Here is a 19,547-nt window from a genome sequence, read left to right on the forward strand (position 1 = left end):
AGGGCTTCACTTTGAAATAAGGTTGATTTTTTTTGTTCTGTAAAAATATGGTACAATTTCTTATATGATCATTTTAACAGTGGAAATAGATGATTAGTTCTGGTTTGTTCAAAGTTCTATAATTAGGTAATTACAAATTGTTTGGAGGGTTTCAAAGATGACAAATGAACAGGTAATACCGGTTGTTTCAGGGCAAAGGATTACGCCATTTCTTACGTTTAGCGGTAATGCAGAGGAAGCAATGAATTATTATGTTCGTACTTTTCCGAATTCAAAACTTGTTTCTCTTCGAAGATATACGAAACAAGACCCAGGTGTAGAAGGAAAAATCTTAAATGGGATCATTGAAATTTTAGGACAATCTTTTATGGTATTGGATATGGAAAAAGAACATTGTCCTGATTTTACTTGGGCTGTTTCTTTTTATTTAGAATGCAAAGATGATGCGGAGTTCGAATTAATCTTTGGTGGCTTGAAGGGCGATGGAAAAGTACTCATGGGGCCAGTAGAAATGAATGATTTTAGTAAGGTTACATGGGTGACTGATTGTTTTGGTGTTACTTGGCAGCTAGTATTAAGAAAAAAATCTTAAAAATCGGCTAATCTTTCGTTATTCATCATGTTAATTTTGTTCTTAATAAATGAAAAATGGACAAGTTTTCTTAAATAATAATTTACTGGTAAATAGTTTGAATATTCCTGCAAAATTTAATAAAAAAATATTTTTTAAAAATAATAATCTGAATATATTGAAGTTTACTAATTGTTGGCATATAATGTAATCAGATACTAGTTTATTAGAGAAAGTAAGTAAGAGGTATTAGCGATATGGCAGAGCAAAGTCAACGAATTGGTCGAACAGCTATGATGCTTGCTTTGACCGATCATGAAGAAGAATTAATGAAAAATGAAAACGTTGTATGGTGTGTAGGTAAGGTCGGTACAATGGATGCTCAAAAGGTCGTTGCCGCGATTGAAACCGCTGCCAAACAAAATGGTGTAATCAATGGAGCTCTATATAGAGAAGTTCATTCATTATATCATGCAACACTTGAAGCAATTCAAGGCGTAACAAGAGGTCATGTTCAATTAGGTGATGTTCTTAGAACAGTAGGACTTAGATTTGCTATTGTAAGAGGAAAGCCTTATAAAAATGTGAACGAGGGTGACTGGATAGCAGTTGCACTATACGGAACGATTGGTGCTCCTATTAAAGGATCGGAGCATGAATCAGCAGGACTTGGCATTAATCACATATAATCGCCCATAGTTTATTAGATGATAGGGGGCTATGATTCGTAAGTTTTTATATTTACGTCTCATAGCCTCTTTCTGTGTTTTTTTTTGACAAAATTCGGAGGTGTTTTTTAATGGTAACTTTAACTGGTAATAGCTTAACAATGGAACAAATGAAAAGTATTTTATTCGATATGGCATATGTAAAAGCGAGTGAAGAGAGCTTAGTTGCGGTAAAAGCATGTAGAGAAAAGGTTGAAGAAATCGTAAATAATGGCAAAGTCGTATATGGGATCACAACAGGTTTTGGAAAATTTAGTGATGTATTAATTGAAAAAGAAAATGTTTCAACACTTCAATATAACTTAATCGCTTCACATGCATGTGGTGTTGGTGAACCATTCCCTGAATTAGTTTCAAGAGCGATGTTAGTACTTCGTGCAAATACAATGTTAAAAGGTCACTCTGGTGTGCGTTTAGTAGTAGTTGAAAAATTACTTTCATTAATTAATGCTCAAATTCATCCAGTTATCCCATCTCAAGGATCATTAGGTGCAAGCGGAGACTTAGCTCCTTTATCTCATTTAGCTCTAGTTTTACTTGGTGAAGGTGAAGTTTTCTATAAAGGAAAACGTATGGAAACAGCAGAAGCACTAGCAAAAGAAGGAATTTTACCAATTACGCTAGAAGCTAAAGAAGGTTTAGCTTTAATTAATGGTACTCAAGCAATGACAGCAATGGGCATTCTTACTTACCTTGAAGGTGAAGAATTAGCTTATCAAAGTGAATTAATTTCTTCGATTACATTTGAAGCATTAAATGGTATTACAGATGTTTTTGATGAAAGAATTCATATTGCTCGTGGATATAAAGAACAAATTGAAGTAGCAGAACGTTACCGCAATATTTTAGCAACAAGTAAATTAACGACTAGACAAGGTGAAATCCGAGTTCAAGACGCTTATACATTAAGATGTATCCCTCAAGTTCATGGAGCAAGCTGGCAAGTTCTGAACTATGCAAAAGAGAAATTAGAAATCGAAATGAATGCAGCTACTGATAACCCATTATTATTTGGTGATGATGTATTCTCTGGTGGGAATTTCCATGGTCAACCAATCGCATTTGCAATGGACTTCTTTAAATTAGGTGTTGCAGAGCTTGCGAATATTTCTGAAAGACGTATTGAGCGTTTAGTTAACCCACAATTAAATGATTTACCACCATTTTTAAGTCCAGAACCAGGATTACAATCTGGTGCAATGATTATGCAATACGTGGCAGCCGCTTTAGTTTCTGAAAATAAAACTTTAGCACATCCAGCAAGTGTGGATTCTATTCCTTCTTCAGCAAACCAAGAAGACCATGTAAGTATGGGAACAATCGGTGCGCGTCATGCATACCAAATTTTACAAAATGCTAGAAGAGTTTTAGCAATAGAATGTATTTGTGCAATGCAAGGTGTTGAATATAAAGGAATTGAAAAAATGTCTGAAACAACTAGAAAATTTATGGAAGATGTTCGTAAAACTGTTCCATCAATTACTAGAGATCGCGTTTTCTCAAAAGACATTGAAAAACTAACAACTTATTTAAAAGAAAATTTCTTAGCAAGAAACTATACAAAACAAACACAAATATAAGAAGAGGTGGAATAAATATGGAAATCACTAAAGGATCTTTAAAAGCGCCAAGAGGTACTGAATTAAATACAAAAGGTTGGATTCAAGAAGCAGCACTTCGTATGTTATTAAACAATTTAGACGAAGAAGTAGCAGAAAGACCTGAAGATTTAGTTGTATACGGTGGAATCGGTAAAGCTGCAAGAAACTGGGAAAGCTTTGATGCAATTATTGAATCATTAAAAAAATTAGAGAGCGATGAAACATTATTAGTTCAATCAGGTAAACCAGTTGCCGTTTTTAAATCACACGAAGATGCACCACGTGTTTTATTAGCAAACTCAAACTTAGTTCCAAAATGGGCAACTTGGGAACATTTCCGCGAATTAGATGAAAAAGGCTTAATGATGTACGGCCAAATGACTGCTGGTAGCTGGATTTACATCGGTACTCAAGGGATCTTACAAGGTACTTATGAAACATTTGGTGAAGCTGCTAAACAACATTTCGGTGGAAGCTTAAAAGGGACTATTACAATTACTGCAGGACTTGGCGGTATGGGTGGAGCTCAACCTCTTGCTGTCACAATGAATGGTGGGGTTGTAATCGGTATTGATGTTGATGAAACAAGAATTCAACGTCGTATTGACACTAGATATTGTGACGTATTAACTCACGATTTAGAGGAAGCTTTACGACTTGCAACGGAAGCGAAAAATGAAGGAAGAGCTTTAGCAATCGGTTTAGTCGGTAATGCTGCTGAAATTTTACCTCAATTAGTTGAACGTAATTTTGTACCAGATTTAATTACTGACCAAACTTCAGCACATGATCCATTAAATGGTTATTTACCGATCGGAATGACAATGGAAGAAGGAAAGAAACTTCGTGTCGAAAATCCAGAGGAAGTAATTAAACGTGCAAAACATAGTATGGCAGTTCATGTTGAAGCAATTTTAGCGATGCAACAACGTGGTGCAATCGCATTTGATTACGGTAATAATATTCGTCAAGTTGCATTAGATGAAGGCGTGAAAAATGCATTTGATTTCCCTGGTTTTGTACCTGCATTTATCCGTCCATTATTCTGTGAAGGTAAAGGTCCTTTCCGTTGGGTAGCACTTTCTGGTGATCCAGAGGATATTTACAAAACAGACGAAGTTATTTTACGTGAATTTGCTGATAACGAGCATTTATGTAACTGGATCCGTATGGCTCGTGAAAAGGTTGCATTCCAAGGCTTACCATCACGTATTTGTTGGTTAGGCTATGGTGAGCGTGCTAAATTCGGTAAAATCATTAACGAAATGGTTAAAAATGGCGAATTAAAAGCTCCAATCGTAATCGGTCGTGACCATTTAGATTGTGGATCAGTAGCATCTCCAAATCGTGAAACAGAAAGCATGAAAGATGGTAGTGATGCAGTAGCTGACTGGCCAATCCTAAATGCACTGATTAATGGTGTAAATGGCGCAAGCTGGGTAAGTGTACACCACGGTGGTGGAGTAGGTATGGGTTACTCTCTACATGCTGGTATGGTAATTGTTGCTGATGGTACTGATGCAGCTGCAAAACGTATTGAAAGAGTATTAACGTCAGATCCAGGAATGGGTGTAGTTCGTCACGTTGATGCAGGTTATGATTTAGCTGTTGAAACTGCGAAAGCAAAAGGCGTAAACATCCCAATGATGAAGTAGGTGTTAAAATTGAAAGCAGATATTCTATTAACAAATATTGGTCAATTATTAACGATGGATCATGGTGATGGTCCAATTCATGGAAAAGACATGAGTAATCTTCCTGTTTTAGAAAATGCAGAAATCGCATGGAAAGATGGGCAAATTATTTATATCGGACAAATGAACGAACAGAAAATAGATGCAAAAGAAGTAATTGATTGCCAGGGAAAACTAGTCACTCCAGGTTTAGTTGACCCTCATACTCACGTGGTCTTTGGAGGATCACGTGAGCATGAAGTTAGTTTGAAATTACAAGGTGCTTCTTATTTAGACATATTAGAAATGGGTGGCGGGATCCATTCTACTGTAAGTCAAACTAAATTAGCTTCACATGAAGATTTAAAAAAGAAAACGATTCATCACTTAAACAGAATGCTTTCATTCGGTGTAACAACAGTTGAAGCAAAAAGTGGTTATGGACTTGATGAAGAAACTGAATTAAAACAACTTCGAGTTGCGAAGGAATTACAAAAAGAGCATGATATTGATTTGGTTTCGACATTCTTAGGTGCGCATGCAGTACCAAAAGAGTATAAAGGAAACGAAGAAGCTTTCTTAGAAAAAATGCTTTCTTTATTAGATGTCATTAAAGAAGAAGAACTAGCTGAATTTGTAGATGTATTCGCTGAAACAGGTGTATTTTCAGTAGAACAATCTAAAGAATTTTTATTAAAAGCAAAAGAACAAGGCTTTCGTGTTAAAATTCATGCAGATGAAATAGATCCTCTAGGTGGTACTGAAATGGCAGCTGAAATCGGTGCTATTTCTGCTGATCATCTATGTGGAGCATCAAATAAAGGTGTAGAAATGCTTGGAAAGAGCAATACAATCGGTGTTATTTTACCAGGTACTACTTTCTATTTGAATAAGCCTGAATTTGCACCTGCACGAGCGATGATTGAAAATAACGTAGCCGTTTCTTTAGCAACTGATTTCAACCCTGGAAGTTGCCCAACTGAAAATTTACAATTAATCATGACAATTGCAATGCTTAAACTAAAAATGACGCCTGAAGAAATTTGGAATGCTGTGACGATTAACTCATCATACGCGATTAATCGTGGCGACCAAGCTGGTAAACTTAAAATTGGTCGTAAAGCAGATGTCGTTATTTGGAATGTACCAAACTATACTTATGTACCTTACCATTTTGGTGTAAATCATGTAGAAACAGTATTTAAGAATGGTAAATTAGTAGTAAGTAGAGGTGAACACGATGTCGCTATCACATCTTAAAAAAGCAGGAGATGCTATTTTCATTGATTCAAAAGTCACAAAAGCAAATGAAATCATCACTGCATGGAATGGAACAGAAGCATCAAATTTCTCAATTATCGGTGTACCATTATCTAAAACATCAATTAGTCATTCAGGCGCAAGTTTCGCGCCTGCTTCAATTCGAAAAATGTTAAGTAGCTACAGCACTTACCATATTGAAGACCAAATCGATTTAAAAGATTACAAGGTAACTGATTTTGGTGATATTACGATGCATGTGACTGATTTTGAAGAGTCAAGAAATCGTATTAAATCGACAATCTCTGAATTACTTGGTCAATATAAGGAAACGATGCCAATCATTTTAGGTGGTGATCACGGAATAAGTTTTCCAAGTATTTCAGCTTTTGCAAAAGAAAGAGGAACAGTAGGAGTTATCCAATTTGATGCCCATCATGATTTAAGAAATACTGAAGATGGTGGTCGTTCAAATGGTACACCTTTCCGTAGCTTAATTGACGAAGGTATTTTAAAAGGTGAACATTTAGTTCAAATTGGAATTCGAAATTTTTCAAATAGTGCTCCATACACGGAATTCGGTGTGAATAACGGAGTAACAATCTACTCAATGCGCGATGTTCGCGAATTTGGAATCTCAAAAATTATGAAAGAGAGCATCAACCATTTAGTAGACAAAGTAGATTCAATCTACATTAGCCTAGATATGGACGTACTAGACCAAGCATTCGCTCCTGGTTGCCCAGCAATTGGACCTGGAGGGATGGACAGTCAAACTCTATTAGATGGCATTTGTTATCTAGCATCTCATCCAAAAGTTACTGGAATGGATATTGTTGAGCTTGATCCAACAATCGATTTCCGCGACATGACAAGCAGAATCGCAGCACATGTAATCTTAAACTTTCTTGTTGAGAAGGTTAAGTTGTTAAATAAGTAAAATGTAAAACTCGTAAACTTTGTTGTTTGCGAGTTTTTTGTTTCGCGGGGTAGATTTGATACCATCAAGCGTTCTTGCTATAATCAAAATAAGAACAAATATTCGGTGAGGATTACAAAATTAAAAAATGTCTAAGTGAAAGTAGGAGGAACACTTTTGTCAAATAACATAAAGCAAAGAAAAATAATTTTAGATCTAGCAGTTACATTGGATGGTTTTATCGAAGGAAAAAATGGAGAAGTTGATTGGTGCATAATGGATCCCGAAATGGAATTCACAAATTTCTTGAATCAAATAGATACTATTTTATATGGTCGAAAAAGCTATGATTTGTGGGGAAATTATCATCCAAGCATAGAAGTCTCTGAAACTGATAAAGAAATGTGGAATTTAGTTCATAGCAAGGAAAAATATGTGTTTTCTAGAACTCAAACAAATTCTGAAAACAAAGCAATATATATTAATGAAAATATAATTGAAGAAGTAGCTAAATTAAAGAAAATGCCCGGTAAAGATATTTGGTTGTATGGCGGATCTAGCCTTATTACATCATTTATAAATCTTGGCCTAGTAGATGAATTCAGATTATCAATCCATCCGGTAATATTGGGTGAAGGAAAACCTTTATTTGTTGACATAAAACAGAGAAAGAATCTAATTTTGGTGAGTACTAGAACGTTTTCATCTGGTGTTGTGCAGGTAATTTATCATTTGAATGAAGAATAAGTTTGCTTAGTGTTTTATTTGCATAAGTTTCATAAAAGGTCATTAATTACATACTGTTGAAAAAAGAATTCGTCAAGTAAATGCCACGAAATTTTCGTGGCATTTTCAACACGTTGAAAATGAGTTTGTCTACTATTCGCCAATTTTGGGTTTATTTTAATTAATGCCTATTATGAGGAAGTAATATTCAAAATTATGAAGGAATATTACGACTTGAACTTGTTATGAGGAAGTAACTCTTTTTTTAAAAGAATAAAATAAGGACACTTGGTACAATAGCATATATAATTAGTAAAGCTGGATCAATAAACTCTGTGAAATTAAATAACAATTAGGTTCAGTTGGAAAGTGAGATAAATTAATTATGAAATATGATTTAATTTTTGATTTAGACGATACATTAATTCAGACCCAAGCCGCATTTTTAAATAATATAGATTTATGTTCGAATCTAGTACATCAAGCGCTAGATGAAAAAGTACTCATAAATGAAATTAAAGAAGTTTTTAATAGAATAGATTTGGAACTAATTAAAGAGATGGGTTTCAGTAAAACCAGGTATCCTTATGCTTGGGAATCAACTTTAGATTTATTGGCAACACGATTTAATATTGAGATTTCAAGTATTGTCAATGATCAATTACAATCATTAGCAAAAACGATATTTAAAGTAAATATTCCATTGCAAAGTGACACATTTATAATAGAAGAATTATCAAATCACAAAGATGTAGCAAGTATGACGATATTGACTTTAGGTGAAAAAGACGTGCAATCAAAGCGAGTGATGGAAACGGGCTTAGTTCATCATTTTGATAATGTATTTATTACAAATAAAAAAGATGTAAATACGTATCTTGAGTTACAGGAAAAATTAAATAATCCCGTAATGATTGGAAACTCACTTAGAAGTGATATTGTACCTGCTATAGATGCGGGGATGAAAGCAATTCATATTATTAGAGATTCATGGTCTTATGACGAAATTGAACATAATCATAAAATAGATAGTATTAAGTCATTAGTCGAGATTAAATTACTTTTATTTGGAAATTTGGTAAACCTATAAAGCCTATTTTTCCAGGTATTTATAAATAGTTCCAAAAACCTCTCTATCAAATAGTCGATCTTGTTGTTAAACTTAAAAGTTGCATTTAGTTCAACAACAAGATTAACTGTTTAATAGATTTTTTTATGAATATAAAATTAACCGGAAAGAAGAATTTTTAAATGGAGATTTACAAGATTTTTTTCTGGAACATGTTGTAGAAAACAAACGCAGTCCATTAGATAAAGATCATGTGTCTCCGCTGTGGCTATTGAATTTTTTGGAAAGATAGTTGTACAAGGATTTATATAGGTTTTGTAGAATTAAAGTATAAGACAGAATGAGTTTCATCAGTATTCAAATAGATAATTTAGCTAATGATACAATTGATGTTTTATCATTCATAAATGCTAAGATTGTTATTATAGAAGTATGAAAAAACTTGATAGTACGGAACAAAGACAAGGAGTGAAGTTATGAAATTTCTGCTTACATCTGGAGGCATCATTAACAAAAGCATACACGACGCGCTGGTTGACATGTTAGGCAAGCCAATAGCTGACTCCAACGCCCTGTGTATCCCCACTGCGATGTATGGACACCCTTGGGTTGGCCCTGGCGTCAAAGCCTGGGAGTTCATTAGTGGAAAAGAAGAAAATCCCATGGTAAGCCTAGGTTGGAAATCTGTCGGCGTTTTGGAGCTAACAGCATTGCCAAGCATCGACGAAAAACGCTGGAAACCACTTGTTGAGGATACAGATGTATTGCTGGTGTCAGGCGGAGATGCCCTTTACCTGTGCCACTGGATGCGTCAATCCGGCTTGGCAGACCTTTTACCCTCACTGAAATCAGTCTATGTGGGAATGAGTGCTGGGAGCATGGTGATGTCACCTAAAATAGGGGAATACTTCGTTGGCTGGACTCCACCAGACGGTGGCGATGAAACACTGAGATTGGTTGATTTTTCAATCTTTCCGCACCTAGATCACGAGATGCTGCCGGGAAATACCATTGCTGCCGCAGAGAGATGGGCAGCCGGGATGCTTGGACCGGCGTATGCGATTGACGATCAAACCGCCATCAAAGTAATCGATGGAAAGGTTGAAGTGGTCTCCGAAGGTCATTGGAAACTATTTTCGCCCTGACGCTACACCTTTAGGAAACTGTTGCATATCCTAATGCAAACTCCAATAGTTAAACAACTTGGGACTATTTATTAGTCTCTTTTTTAATGCGCTAAATGGCTAGATGTATTAAAGGAGTATAATTTACGGTATCTTGAAATGTAAGCCACAACAAAAGCGTTCTAAAATGGAGATGAGAGAAAAAGTATGGAAAAATCGAGTGAAAAGATAATAAAGTGCCCAGGTTGTGGTTTAAGCCTCGATGATCAACAAAACAAATTGACAAGTAAATACAATGCCACAGATGAATGCTTTCAAATATATAGTGATTTAAGTAGTTATACATTAGAAAAACAAGATACTAATTTTATACATCAGCATGCCATCGATACTTACGCTGCTCAGCATTCAGGGAATAATATGAAAAACATTACCGCGGCTTTTTCAGTAATAGGATTGTATTATGCTATAGTACATGATTTCAACGGAAAACAAGTACAACGTGTCCATACACTTCTCAGTCGTCAAAAATATAATTGGGATGCATTACAACCGCCAGAAAATTCAGCCTATTCATTGACTGTATATGATGTAATGAAAGAACAACCAGGAGAAAATCGCGACAAAATGCTTATTAAATGGATGAATGACGTGTGGAAATGTTGGAATCATCAACATGAATGGGTAAAAAATATATGTAACGAACTGTTAAAATAGATTGAGTGTGCATTTATTTGAGTGAATGTAGGTCAATGCAAGTTCTAATATAGTACAAAATAAGGGATTAGTTGAAGAAAAAGTCAATTATGAAACAGTTCTTTGAAGATAAAGATCGATTATAATAAATAGACTATTAATTCAGTTTTTTTATTAAAAATTAAAACTCTCCTTCATCTGGCACACAAATTTGTTTTACATCCACCATCAATGGCAAGGCTATTGATAAAAGGAGGATAAAAAAAGTGACTCAAGATCGATTTGAAGAAGCATATGAAATGTATAGAAATCAAAGTGATGACGAACAAATGCACGTAGACGAAACAGTTAACCAAGACAAGGAACATATTGTTGCAGTTCGCAAAAATGAAGATGGTGATTTAATTGGTTTCAAAACAAATTTAAATCGTGAACTAGATTATCTTCAAGCCTTACAAGAAGCAAAGAGTGGAAATTTAGCACATGTTGACGTAATCCATAAGTATGGTCGTGACATCTTAAGAAGTGAACCGGATGGTATTGCAGACAATAATTTGAGTAATCTACCAGAATTTTAAACTGAAATCGTATACATAAAAAAGTAAACCCACTAGGGAATTAATGATCCTTGTGGGTTTTTTACTTGATTCACTCATTCGTCACCTAAAGCTTGTCCACACTTTAAAAATTCAATATAAAGCGATGGCTTTTTGAACTTAAGGTAAGTAATAAAGTCATTTATTCTGTCCTATTTAGTCTATTTAATCTTGGCAATTGGAATTGTTCACCGTTTGCTTCTTCAGGTTCTGAACCTTCGTTGTGTTCGGAATCTGTTCTGATTTTGCTTCTTTTTATTTTGCTGTCTCTGATTTTAATTCCTTGTTGTCCGCCTAATTCATCATTATTTTTACCAGCAATACCGCTTCTACCATTTCCATCTGCAAATTGCGAATGGTCATTTGATGTTTGGCTATTGTTTCTAGCGTTTTGACCGCCTTGATTTGCATTCATGCCAACGTTTCGATTAATTTGTCCTCCGCCTTCAGCTCTTTGTTCGACTTGGACGCGATTCTTTTTGATTTCAATGTTGAAAAAATTAAAATTGATTGAGCCATCTAGATTAGCTGCTGCAATCATCTCTTGAATTTCTTCTATTAATTCTTTAAAATCATTAAATTCTGCTGCCATCGTATAAAACACTCCTTTCTATCATTACTCTCACTATATTCACTTTTAATAGATTTTGATTAGACATTAAATAGATTTCTCAGATTTAAATAATTTAGGGGGGAATTTTTATAGTAAATTTTTTTCATGAAATTCCCATAATAAATTGTAGTTTTCCAGAGTAACAGGTACTAATTACACAGAAAAATTCGTATTATTTCACATTTAAATCATAGATTAGTAAAGGAGTGTGATCTAGATGAATCCTTTTTTAATAAAAATAGTAAAATCATTTTTGGGTGTAATTGTGTTCGACCTGATATTACTTACTTATTGCTTATTATTAGGTAGTTATTTTCATATTTTACATTCTTTTACGTGGTTCGGATTTAAAATAATTGTTTTACCATTTAGCTTTCTAGCATTTATTATTTCGATTGTTTATTTTAGTAAAAAAATAAACATGGAAGGTAATGTTGAACAAGAAGAAATTAAAATGGACCATTCAACAAGGATGGGGAAATACCATCAGCTAGAAAAAAATTGAACTGAGGTGGTAAAATGGACCTCGAAAATATTGTTTTACGAAATATTGATGAGCGGATCAAACGATTAAGAACAAAACAAGATGAAGATGGAACTTGGGAATTTTGTTTTGAAGGTTCATTAATGACGGATAGTTTTATGATTTTATTAATGAATGATCTTGAATACAAAAATCAAAAGGTAATGGACGGGATTATTGATCGAATCATCAATCTTCAATATCCAAATGGAGCCTGGAAATTATACGAAGATGAAAAAGAAGGAAACTTAAATGCAACGGTACAAGCTTACATAGCTTTATTAATCTCAAAAAAGTATACAAAAGAACATTTAAGTATGAAAAAAGCTGAAAAATTTATTCGTGAAAACGGTGGTATTAAAAAAACACATTTTATGTTAAAGGTGATTCTGGCTACTCATGGTTTGATTGAGTATCCCAAATTATTTTACTTTCCGATGAGTTATTTTTTACTGCCAGATAAAATACCGTTAAGTTTATTTGATTTAAGCAATTATGCTAGAGTTCATTTAGTTCCAATGATCATTTGTATAAATAAGCGATTTAAAGTGAAATTGGATGACGATCTAAATATCGATCATCTTATGGAAACTAGTGAGGTAGATTGGTTTTATGAAGAACGAGGGAGTTTTTATCAATTTTTACTTGAAGAAGGAAAGAAGTTAGCTTCATATCCTCTTTATTTTCAGCAAAAGGGATATGAAAAGGCAAAGAACTTTATGCTTGATCGTATTGAAACAAATGGAACTTTTTATAGCTATGCTACTTCGACGTTTTATATGATTTATGCCTTAATGGCTTTAGGCTATGAAACTACTTCATCTGTTATTCAAAATGCGCTACAGGGACTTCTTTCATATGCAGCTGATACTGAAGCAGGAATTCATATTCAAAATTCGCCATCAAAAGTTTGGGATACTGCATTATTGTCATATGCCATACAAGAAGCTGGTTACAAAGTAAGTGATCCGATTGTATCGAAATCGATAAGTTACTTAATTAAAAAACAACAGAATAGTATTGGTGATTGGAAGATTCATGTTAAAAATGTAAGTCCTGGTGGTTGGGGTTTTTCCGATGTTAATTCTTTTATCCCAGATAATGATGATACTGGTGCTGCTTTAAGGGCATTAGCAAGAAGCGCTTTAGATCAATCCACAATTCATGATCGTTGGTTAAGAGGGGTACATTTTTTACTTGGACTTCAAAATGAAGATGGTGGTTGGGGAGCATTTGAAAAAAATGTAACGAATAAGTGGCTAACATTTGTGCCAATTGAAAATGCAAAAGATGCAATCATTGATCCTTCCACTGCAGATTTAACAGGTCGCATTTTAGAATTTATTGGATATTATACGTCCATTTCAAACGATGACCCGATTGTGAAAAAGGCAGTTGATTGGCTTTTAAAAAACCAAAAAAGAAATGGCAGCTGGTATGGTAGGTGGGGAATTTGTTATATTTATGGAACTTGGGCAGCGATTACTGGTCTTAGAGCAGTAGGGATTCCTAAAAATCATGAGGCAATTAAAAAAGCTGAGAAATGGTTAGTTAGTATTCAAAACGAAGACGGAGGGTGGGGAGAATCGGGTCTTTCAGCTGTTAAAAATAAATATGTTCCTTTAAAATATAGTACTCCTAGTCAAACAGCCTGGGCAGTTGATGCTTTACTTTCAATTCGCAATAAAGAAGATGAAGTAATTAGAAAAGGAATTAAATTTTTAACGAATCAAACTGATTTGACTAATAAAGCATTAACTTACCCAACAGGATTAGGCTTACCCGGTCAGTTTTATATCCACTATCATAGCTATAATGAAATTTATCCGCTATTAGCACTAGCACATTATAAAAATAGTTAAATAATACTATTATGTTAACAAAATATATTTATTTTTGAAAATCTTTCCATAAATGTCTTTTCTTTAACATATAAATATAGTAAACTGTTTTATATTCAATATAACAACTAAATAATCCTTATCGAGAGCGGTGGAGGGACTGGCCCTATGAAACCCGGCAACTTTAGCGAAAGCTAAAAAGTGCTAAATCCAGCATGTTTAAAACATGAGAGATAAGGCGTAATCTGTACTTTAACGTCATTCTCTCATTTTGTTGAGAGAATGGCGTTTTTTATTTTATATAAACGGGAAGTGATTGAATGGGCTTATTGGAAAAGTTAAAGGATGGAATTGTTTTAGGTGATGGCGCAATGGGAACACTTTTGTACTCTGGCGGACTTCACAGTTGTTTTGAAGAACTTAATATTACTGAGCGTGATCGGATCATTCATATACATGAACAATATATAGATGCTGGCGCAGAAGTGATTCAAACTAATTCATACGGTGCTAATGCCGGAAAACTGAGACAATATGGTTTGGAGAAGCTTGTTAAGCAAATCAATCAAATGGCTGTTAGAAATGCTAGAGCGGCTTCAAAAGGAAGAGCTTTAGTAATTGGTGGGATCGGTGGAATGAAATATGTAGGTTCTACTTTTACGACAGCTTTAGAACGTGAGATGATGATACTTGAGCAAGCTTCAGCCTTACTAGAAGAAGGCGTAGATGGGATTATGCTTGAAACATTTTATGATGAAAATGAATTATATGATGCTGTCAATCTATTAAGAGGAAGAACCGATTTACCAATCATTGCCCAAGTAACACTACAAGAAATTGGCGTCATGCAAAGTGGGCAATATATTGAAAAAATTCTTCCTAATTTAGTAGATTTAGGTGCAGATGTAGTCGGAATCAATTGTCATCTTGGACCTCTTCATATGCTGGAGTCATTAAATACAGTTTCATTACCGACAAATGGTTATTTATCGGCATTCCCAAATTCAGGATTACCGCTATACACTGAGGGGAAATACGTATACAAATCGAATCCAGAATATTTTGAAGATATGGCAAAACCATTTATTGAACAAGGTGTAAGATTAATCGGTGGATGCTGCGGTACAACACCAGCGCATATCGCTGCTTTACGAAGTAAGATTGATACTTTACAGCCTGTTACAAAAAAAGAAGTGAAAAACAGAGCAATTAAAATTACAATTCCAAAGCAAGTAGAGCAAAAGAATGAAACGCTAGCAGAAAAGGCAAAAAATAAAACGACAATCATTGCAGAGCTAGATCCGCCAAAAACATTACAAACAAGAAAGTTTTTTGAAGGAGCGAAGGCATTACATAGAGCAGGGGCTGATGCAATCACCTTAGCAGATAATCCTTTAGCTTCACCTAGAATTTCGAATGTGGCGATGGCATCCCTGCTTCAAAGACTGGATGTACCGGTCTTGACGCATCTAACTTGTAGAGATCGGAATATGATTGGACTCCAATCTCATTTAATGGGGTTAGCAACTTTAGGATTAAATGAGGTTCTAGCTATAACAGGTGATCCAGCAAGGGTAGGAGATTTTCCAGGTGCAACTTCAGTTTATGATGTAGCATCACTTGAACTGATTCGAATGATTAAAGAAATGAATGAAGGTAGACTTTATTCCGGTAAGAGCTTAGGAAATGGAACAAGATTTTCAGTCGCTGCTGCTTTTAATCCGAATGTCCGAAAATTTGATGCAGCAATTAAAAGGCTTGAGAAAAAGGTCGAGGCGGGTGCGGATTATTTTTTAACACAGCCAATATATGATTTTGAAACGATTGATAAATTATATGAGGCAACACGTCATATAAAACAGCCAATTTTTATTGGAATTATGCCACTAGTTAGTAAGAAAAATGCTGATTTTATCCATTATGAAGTACCAGGAATTACTTTATCAGAAGAGGTAAGAAATAGAATTTCATCAGTTGAACCAGAAAGAGCAGTTGATGAAGGTAAACAAATTGCGAAAGAGCTAATTGATTATGTTAAGGATAAATTTAACGGGATTTATTTTATCACTCCATTTTTGAAGTATGAAATAACAGAGGACTTAATTCAATTTACTAAAAGCAGCAATAAAGAGGAGATCCAACTATGAAAACTTTAGATGTAGCATTAAAAGAAAAAATATTACTTCTTGATGGAGCAATGGGAACGATGATCCAGCAAAGAGACTTAACAGCAGAAGACTTTGGTGGAGAAGAATACGAAGGCTGTAACGAATATTTAGTTGTTACAAGACCGGATGTAATACAAGAAATTCATGAGGAGTATATAGCCGCTGGGTCTGACATTATCGAAACAAACACTTTTGGAGCAACAAATATTGTTTTATCTGATTATAATTTGCAACATTTAGATATTGAACTAAATGAAATTGCGGCAAAGATTGCAAAGCAAGCAGTTTTAGCATCTGGTAAAGAGGTATATGTAGCAGGTGCGATGGGTCCAACAACAAAAGCAATCAGCGTAACAGGTGGTGTGACTTTTGATGAATTAATTACTGCATATAAACGTCAAGCAACTGGCTTAATTAACGGTGGTGTAGATGTTTTATTAGTTGAAACTTGTCAAGATATGAGAAATGTGAAAGCAGCTTGTATCGGAATTAGTAATGCATTTAACGAATTAAATAAAAAATTACCAGTTATGATCTCAGGAACGATTGAACCGATGGGGACAACATTAGCAGGTCAAACAATTGATGCTTTTTACTTAGCAATTGAACATATTTCTCCAATTTCAGTTGGATTAAACTGTGCAACAGGACCTGAATTTATGAGGGATCATGTTCGTTCCTTGTCAGAGCTATCTGAGACATTTGTTTCATGTTATCCAAATGCTGGTTTACCAGATGAAGATGGACATTACCATGAATCACCAGAATCTTTAGCGCACAAAGTACGTGATTTTGCTGAACAAGGTTGGATCAATATTATAGGTGGGTGCTGTGGAACGACACCTGATCATATTAGAGCAATGAAAGAAGCAGTGAGTGGCATAACGCCTCGTCAACCTAAAAAAAGAGAAGAACATGCGGTTAGTGGTTTAGAATCACTTTGTTATGACGATAGTATGAGACCACTTTTCGTCGGTGAAAGAACAAATGTTATTGGATCTCGTAAATTTAAAAATTTAATAGCTGATGGAAAATTTGAAGATGCTTCAGAGATTGCTAGAGCTCAAGTGAAAAAGGGTGCCCATGTCATCGACGTATGTATGGCAGATCCTGATCGTGATGAAGTTGAAGATATGGAAAATTTCCTAAAGCAGCTAGTTAATAAAGTAAAAGTACCTATCATGATTGATTCAACTGATGAAAAAGTAATTGAGTTAGCACTTACTTATATTCAAGGTAAAGCAATTATTAATTCGATAAATCTTGAAGACGGAGAGGAACGATTTGAGAAAATTATACCTCTCATTCATAAATATGGTGCTGCAGTCGTTGTTGGTACGATTGATGAAGATGGGATGGCTGTATCGGCAGAGAGAAAATTGGAAGTTGCAAAAAGAAGTTATCAACTATTAACTCAAAAATATAAAATTCGTGCAACAGACATTATCTTTGATCCGCTTGTTTTCCCTGTTGGAACAGGTGATACGCAATATATCGGTTCAGCAAAAGCGACAATTGATGGCATTAAACTAATTAAGGATGAATTTCCTGAGTGTTTAACGATTTTAGGTTTAAGTAATATTTCATTCGGATTACCAAATGCTGGGCGTGAAGTGTTAAATGCAGTTTTCTTATATCATTCTACAAAAGCTGGACTTGATTACGCGATCGTAAATACTGAGAAACTAGAACGATTTGCTTCAATTCCTGCTATAGAACGTGAGCTAGCTGAGAATTTATTATTTCATACGTCACAAGAAACATTAGATAAATTTGTAGAGCATTTTAGAAATTCAGTAAAGAAAGAAGAAAAACCAAAAGAACAACTTCCAATTGAAGAAAGATTAGCCGCGTGTGTAGTTGAAGGATCAAAGCAAGGGTTAATAGAAGATCTTCAAGCTTGTCTCGATCGTGGTGACACACCGTTAAATATTATTAATGGCCCACTTATGACTGGAATGGATGAAGTTGGAAGACTTTTTAATAATAATGAGCTAATCGTTGCTGAAGTATTACAAAGTGCTGAAGTAATGAAGGCATCTGTAAACTTTTTAGAGCAGTTTATGGAGAAAACTGAAAGCTCTCGAAAAGGAAAAGTCATTTTAGCAACAGTAAAAGGTGATGTTCATGATATCGGAAAGAACTTAGTTGATATTATTTTGACAAATAACGGGTTTGATGTTGTCAATTTAGGCATTAATATTCGACCAGATGATTTAATTACAAAGATTCGTGAAAACAAACCAGACATTATTGGATTATCGGGCTTATTAGTAAAATCTGCGCAACAAATGGTTATTACAGCAGGTGACTTAAAAAGTGCAGGAATAAACACACCTATATTAGTTGGAGGCGCTGCATTAACTAGAAAATTTACTGAAAACCGTATTCAGCCAATTTACGATGGATTAGTTGTTTACTCAAATGACGCAATGACTGGATTAGATTTTGCAAATAAAATTGTTAATCCTATTGAATTAAAAGCATTAGAAGAAAAGAAAAAGGCAATTAAAAAAATAGACAACATAATTGAAGTGCCTGTTCCTGAAATTAGTACAAAGAGATCAGCCATACAAAAGTCGGATTGTCTTGTTCCTTCATCTTTAAGTAAAACGGTTATAAAAAATATTCCAGTAGCTCAAGTGGCACCGTTTATTAATTACCAAATGCTAATTGGTCATCATTTAGGAGTAAAAGGTAAATGGGAAAATCAAGAACGTGGCCAAGAGTTATACGAGTTAGTTCAAGAATTCTTAAAAGATGGAAATGAATATTTTGACTGTAAAGTAATCTATCAATTTTTCCCTGCTCAAAGTGATGGCAATGATGTCATTATCTATGATTCTGAAACGAAAAAAACAATTGAGCGCTTTCAATTTCCAAGACAAAGAAAAGAGCCAAACCTTTGTATAAGCGACTTTTTAAATCCGGTTGGTGAAGAGATGGATTATGTTGGGTTCTTCTCTGTAACATCAGGCCCACGAGTAAGAAATATTGCTGAAAGATTGAAACAAGAAGGGGAATATTTAAAGAGTCATGTTTTATTCTCATTAGCGCTAGAATTAGCAGAAGGTTTAGCCGAGAAAACGCATATGCTGATGAGAGAAAAATGGGGATTCCCAGATCGTCCAGATTTCACGATGTCTGAGCGTTTTAAAGCAAGATATCAAGGAATCAGGGTGTCATTTGGTTATCCTGCTTGTCCAAATCTAGAAGATCAAGAAAAGCTATTTAAGTTAATTAACCCAAATGAAATTGGGATTAATCTGACAGAAGGATTTATGATGTTACCAGAAGCATCTGTAACTGCAATGGTATTCTCGCATAAAGATGGAAGATATTTTTCGGTTTAAAAAGAAAGAATAATTATTCATTTGAATCAATAAAACAAAAATTTAAAGGTAGTAGAAATAATTCATGCATCAATCTACTACCTTTT

Annotated in this window: 16 protein-coding genes and 1 riboswitch; of the genes, 15 read left to right on the forward strand and 1 reads right to left on the reverse strand. The window is 34.6% G+C overall.

What is annotated here, in order from left to right; translation table 11 throughout:
• Positions 1-157 precede the first annotated feature (157 nt).
• From ACSBO6_RS09825 to ACSBO6_RS09875, 11 genes are all read left to right on the forward strand, one after another.
• A complete protein-coding gene (locus tag ACSBO6_RS09825) occupies positions 158-592 on the forward strand; it encodes a VOC family protein (RefSeq protein WP_498844583.1) in 435 nt (144 codons plus the stop codon).
• A 236-nt stretch (positions 593-828) separates the two neighbouring features.
• Positions 829-1,260, forward strand: coding sequence for a histidine utilization transcription antiterminator HutP (gene hutP / locus ACSBO6_RS09830; protein WP_098846699.1), 432 nt, complete (start codon positions 829-831; stop codon positions 1,258-1,260).
• A gap of 110 nt (positions 1,261-1,370) precedes the next feature.
• A complete protein-coding gene (gene hutH / locus ACSBO6_RS09835) occupies positions 1,371-2,879 on the forward strand; it encodes a histidine ammonia-lyase (RefSeq protein ID WP_098846698.1) in 1,509 nt (502 codons plus the stop codon).
• Between the two features lie 17 nt (positions 2,880-2,896).
• Positions 2,897-4,555 (forward strand): urocanate hydratase, encoded by a 1,659-nt coding sequence (hutU, locus tag ACSBO6_RS09840; protein ID WP_098846697.1) that lies wholly within the window; start codon positions 2,897-2,899, stop codon positions 4,553-4,555.
• A 54-nt stretch (positions 4,556-4,609) separates the two neighbouring features.
• The gene (hutI, locus tag ACSBO6_RS09845) at positions 4,610-5,833 is read left to right on the forward strand and encodes an imidazolonepropionase (RefSeq protein ID WP_498844668.1); all 1,224 of its coding nucleotides are present in this window, start codon (positions 4,610-4,612) and stop codon (positions 5,831-5,833) included.
• Positions 5,814-6,773 (forward strand): formimidoylglutamase, encoded by a 960-nt coding sequence (gene hutG, locus ACSBO6_RS09850; protein WP_498844584.1) that lies wholly within the window; start codon positions 5,814-5,816, stop codon positions 6,771-6,773. Before hutI ends, hutG begins: the two co-directional genes overlap by 20 nt.
• Before the next feature lie 156 nt (positions 6,774-6,929).
• Entirely contained in the window at positions 6,930-7,499 is a 570-nt protein-coding gene (locus ACSBO6_RS09855; RefSeq protein ID WP_498844585.1) for a dihydrofolate reductase family protein, read from the forward strand.
• Between the two features lie 364 nt (positions 7,500-7,863).
• A complete protein-coding gene (locus tag ACSBO6_RS09860) occupies positions 7,864-8,568 on the forward strand; it encodes an HAD family hydrolase (RefSeq protein WP_098846694.1) in 705 nt (234 codons plus the stop codon).
• Between the two features lie 455 nt (positions 8,569-9,023).
• Positions 9,024-9,692, forward strand: coding sequence for a Type 1 glutamine amidotransferase-like domain-containing protein (locus tag ACSBO6_RS09865; RefSeq protein ID WP_498844586.1), 669 nt, complete (start codon positions 9,024-9,026; stop codon positions 9,690-9,692).
• Positions 9,693-9,878: 186 nt separating this feature from the next.
• Entirely contained in the window at positions 9,879-10,388 is a 510-nt protein-coding gene (locus ACSBO6_RS09870; RefSeq protein WP_498844587.1) for a DUF5946 family protein, read from the forward strand.
• A gap of 278 nt (positions 10,389-10,666) precedes the next feature.
• Positions 10,667-10,945, forward strand: coding sequence for a DUF3892 domain-containing protein (locus ACSBO6_RS09875; protein ID WP_498844669.1), 279 nt, complete (start codon positions 10,667-10,669; stop codon positions 10,943-10,945).
• Between the two features lie 160 nt (positions 10,946-11,105).
• Here ACSBO6_RS09875 and ACSBO6_RS09880 read toward each other — a convergent pair whose 3' ends face one another.
• A complete protein-coding gene (locus ACSBO6_RS09880) occupies positions 11,106-11,555 on the reverse strand; it encodes a hypothetical protein (RefSeq protein ID WP_286138344.1) in 450 nt (149 codons plus the stop codon).
• A 238-nt stretch (positions 11,556-11,793) separates the two neighbouring features.
• Between ACSBO6_RS09880 and ACSBO6_RS09885 the strand changes: the two genes are divergently transcribed.
• The 4 genes from ACSBO6_RS09885 to metH all read left to right on the forward strand — a co-directional run bounded on the left by ACSBO6_RS09885 (position 11,794) and on the right by metH (position 19,461).
• On the forward strand, positions 11,794-12,081 hold the full coding sequence (locus ACSBO6_RS09885) for a hypothetical protein (protein WP_098846690.1): 288 nt from the start codon (positions 11,794-11,796) through the stop codon (positions 12,079-12,081).
• Positions 12,082-12,095: 14 nt separating this feature from the next.
• Positions 12,096-13,961, forward strand: coding sequence for a terpene cyclase/mutase family protein (locus tag ACSBO6_RS09890; RefSeq protein WP_498844588.1), 1,866 nt, complete (start codon positions 12,096-12,098; stop codon positions 13,959-13,961).
• Between the two features lie 115 nt (positions 13,962-14,076).
• Positions 14,077-14,180, forward strand: a riboswitch (SAM riboswitch).
• A gap of 80 nt (positions 14,181-14,260) precedes the next feature.
• Entirely contained in the window at positions 14,261-16,087 is a 1,827-nt protein-coding gene (locus ACSBO6_RS09895; protein ID WP_098846688.1) for a bifunctional homocysteine S-methyltransferase/methylenetetrahydrofolate reductase, read from the forward strand.
• Entirely contained in the window at positions 16,084-19,461 is a 3,378-nt protein-coding gene (metH, locus tag ACSBO6_RS09900) for a methionine synthase (RefSeq protein ID WP_498844589.1), read from the forward strand. The genes ACSBO6_RS09895 and metH overlap by 4 nt, the downstream gene beginning before the upstream one ends.
• Positions 19,462-19,547: the final 86 nt, after the last annotated feature.

It is taken from the genome of Bacillus sp. AL-1R, assembly GCF_052180195.1.
Taxonomy (GTDB): Bacteria; Bacillota; Bacilli; order Bacillales; family Bacillaceae_G; genus Gottfriedia.

Excerpts from the sequence above, each read along its gene's own strand:
- ACSBO6_RS09825 (WP_498844583.1), top strand. The coding sequence starts at position 158 with ATGACAAATGAACAGGTAATACCGGTTGTTTCAGGGCAAAGGATTACG.
- hutP (WP_098846699.1), top strand. The coding sequence starts at position 829 with ATGGCAGAGCAAAGTCAACGAATTGGTCGAACAGCTATGATGCTTGCT.
- hutH (WP_098846698.1), top strand. The coding sequence starts at position 1,371 with ATGGTAACTTTAACTGGTAATAGCTTAACAATGGAACAAATGAAAAGT.
- hutU (WP_098846697.1), top strand. The coding sequence starts at position 2,897 with ATGGAAATCACTAAAGGATCTTTAAAAGCGCCAAGAGGTACTGAATTA.
- hutI (WP_498844668.1), top strand. The coding sequence starts at position 4,610 with ATGGATCATGGTGATGGTCCAATTCATGGAAAAGACATGAGTAATCTT.
- hutG (WP_498844584.1), top strand. The coding sequence starts at position 5,814 with ATGTCGCTATCACATCTTAAAAAAGCAGGAGATGCTATTTTCATTGAT.
- ACSBO6_RS09860 (WP_098846694.1), top strand. The coding sequence starts at position 7,864 with ATGAAATATGATTTAATTTTTGATTTAGACGATACATTAATTCAGACC.
- ACSBO6_RS09865 (WP_498844586.1), top strand. The coding sequence starts at position 9,024 with ATGAAATTTCTGCTTACATCTGGAGGCATCATTAACAAAAGCATACAC.
- ACSBO6_RS09870 (WP_498844587.1), top strand. The coding sequence starts at position 9,879 with ATGGAAAAATCGAGTGAAAAGATAATAAAGTGCCCAGGTTGTGGTTTA.
- ACSBO6_RS09875 (WP_498844669.1), top strand. The coding sequence starts at position 10,667 with ATGTATAGAAATCAAAGTGATGACGAACAAATGCACGTAGACGAAACA.
- ACSBO6_RS09880 (WP_286138344.1), bottom strand. The coding sequence starts at position 11,555 with ATGGCAGCAGAATTTAATGATTTTAAAGAATTAATAGAAGAAATTCAA.
- ACSBO6_RS09885 (WP_098846690.1), top strand. The coding sequence starts at position 11,794 with ATGAATCCTTTTTTAATAAAAATAGTAAAATCATTTTTGGGTGTAATT.
- ACSBO6_RS09890 (WP_498844588.1), top strand. The coding sequence starts at position 12,096 with ATGGACCTCGAAAATATTGTTTTACGAAATATTGATGAGCGGATCAAA.
- ACSBO6_RS09895 (WP_098846688.1), top strand. The coding sequence starts at position 14,261 with ATGGGCTTATTGGAAAAGTTAAAGGATGGAATTGTTTTAGGTGATGGC.
- metH (WP_498844589.1), top strand. The coding sequence starts at position 16,084 with ATGAAAACTTTAGATGTAGCATTAAAAGAAAAAATATTACTTCTTGAT.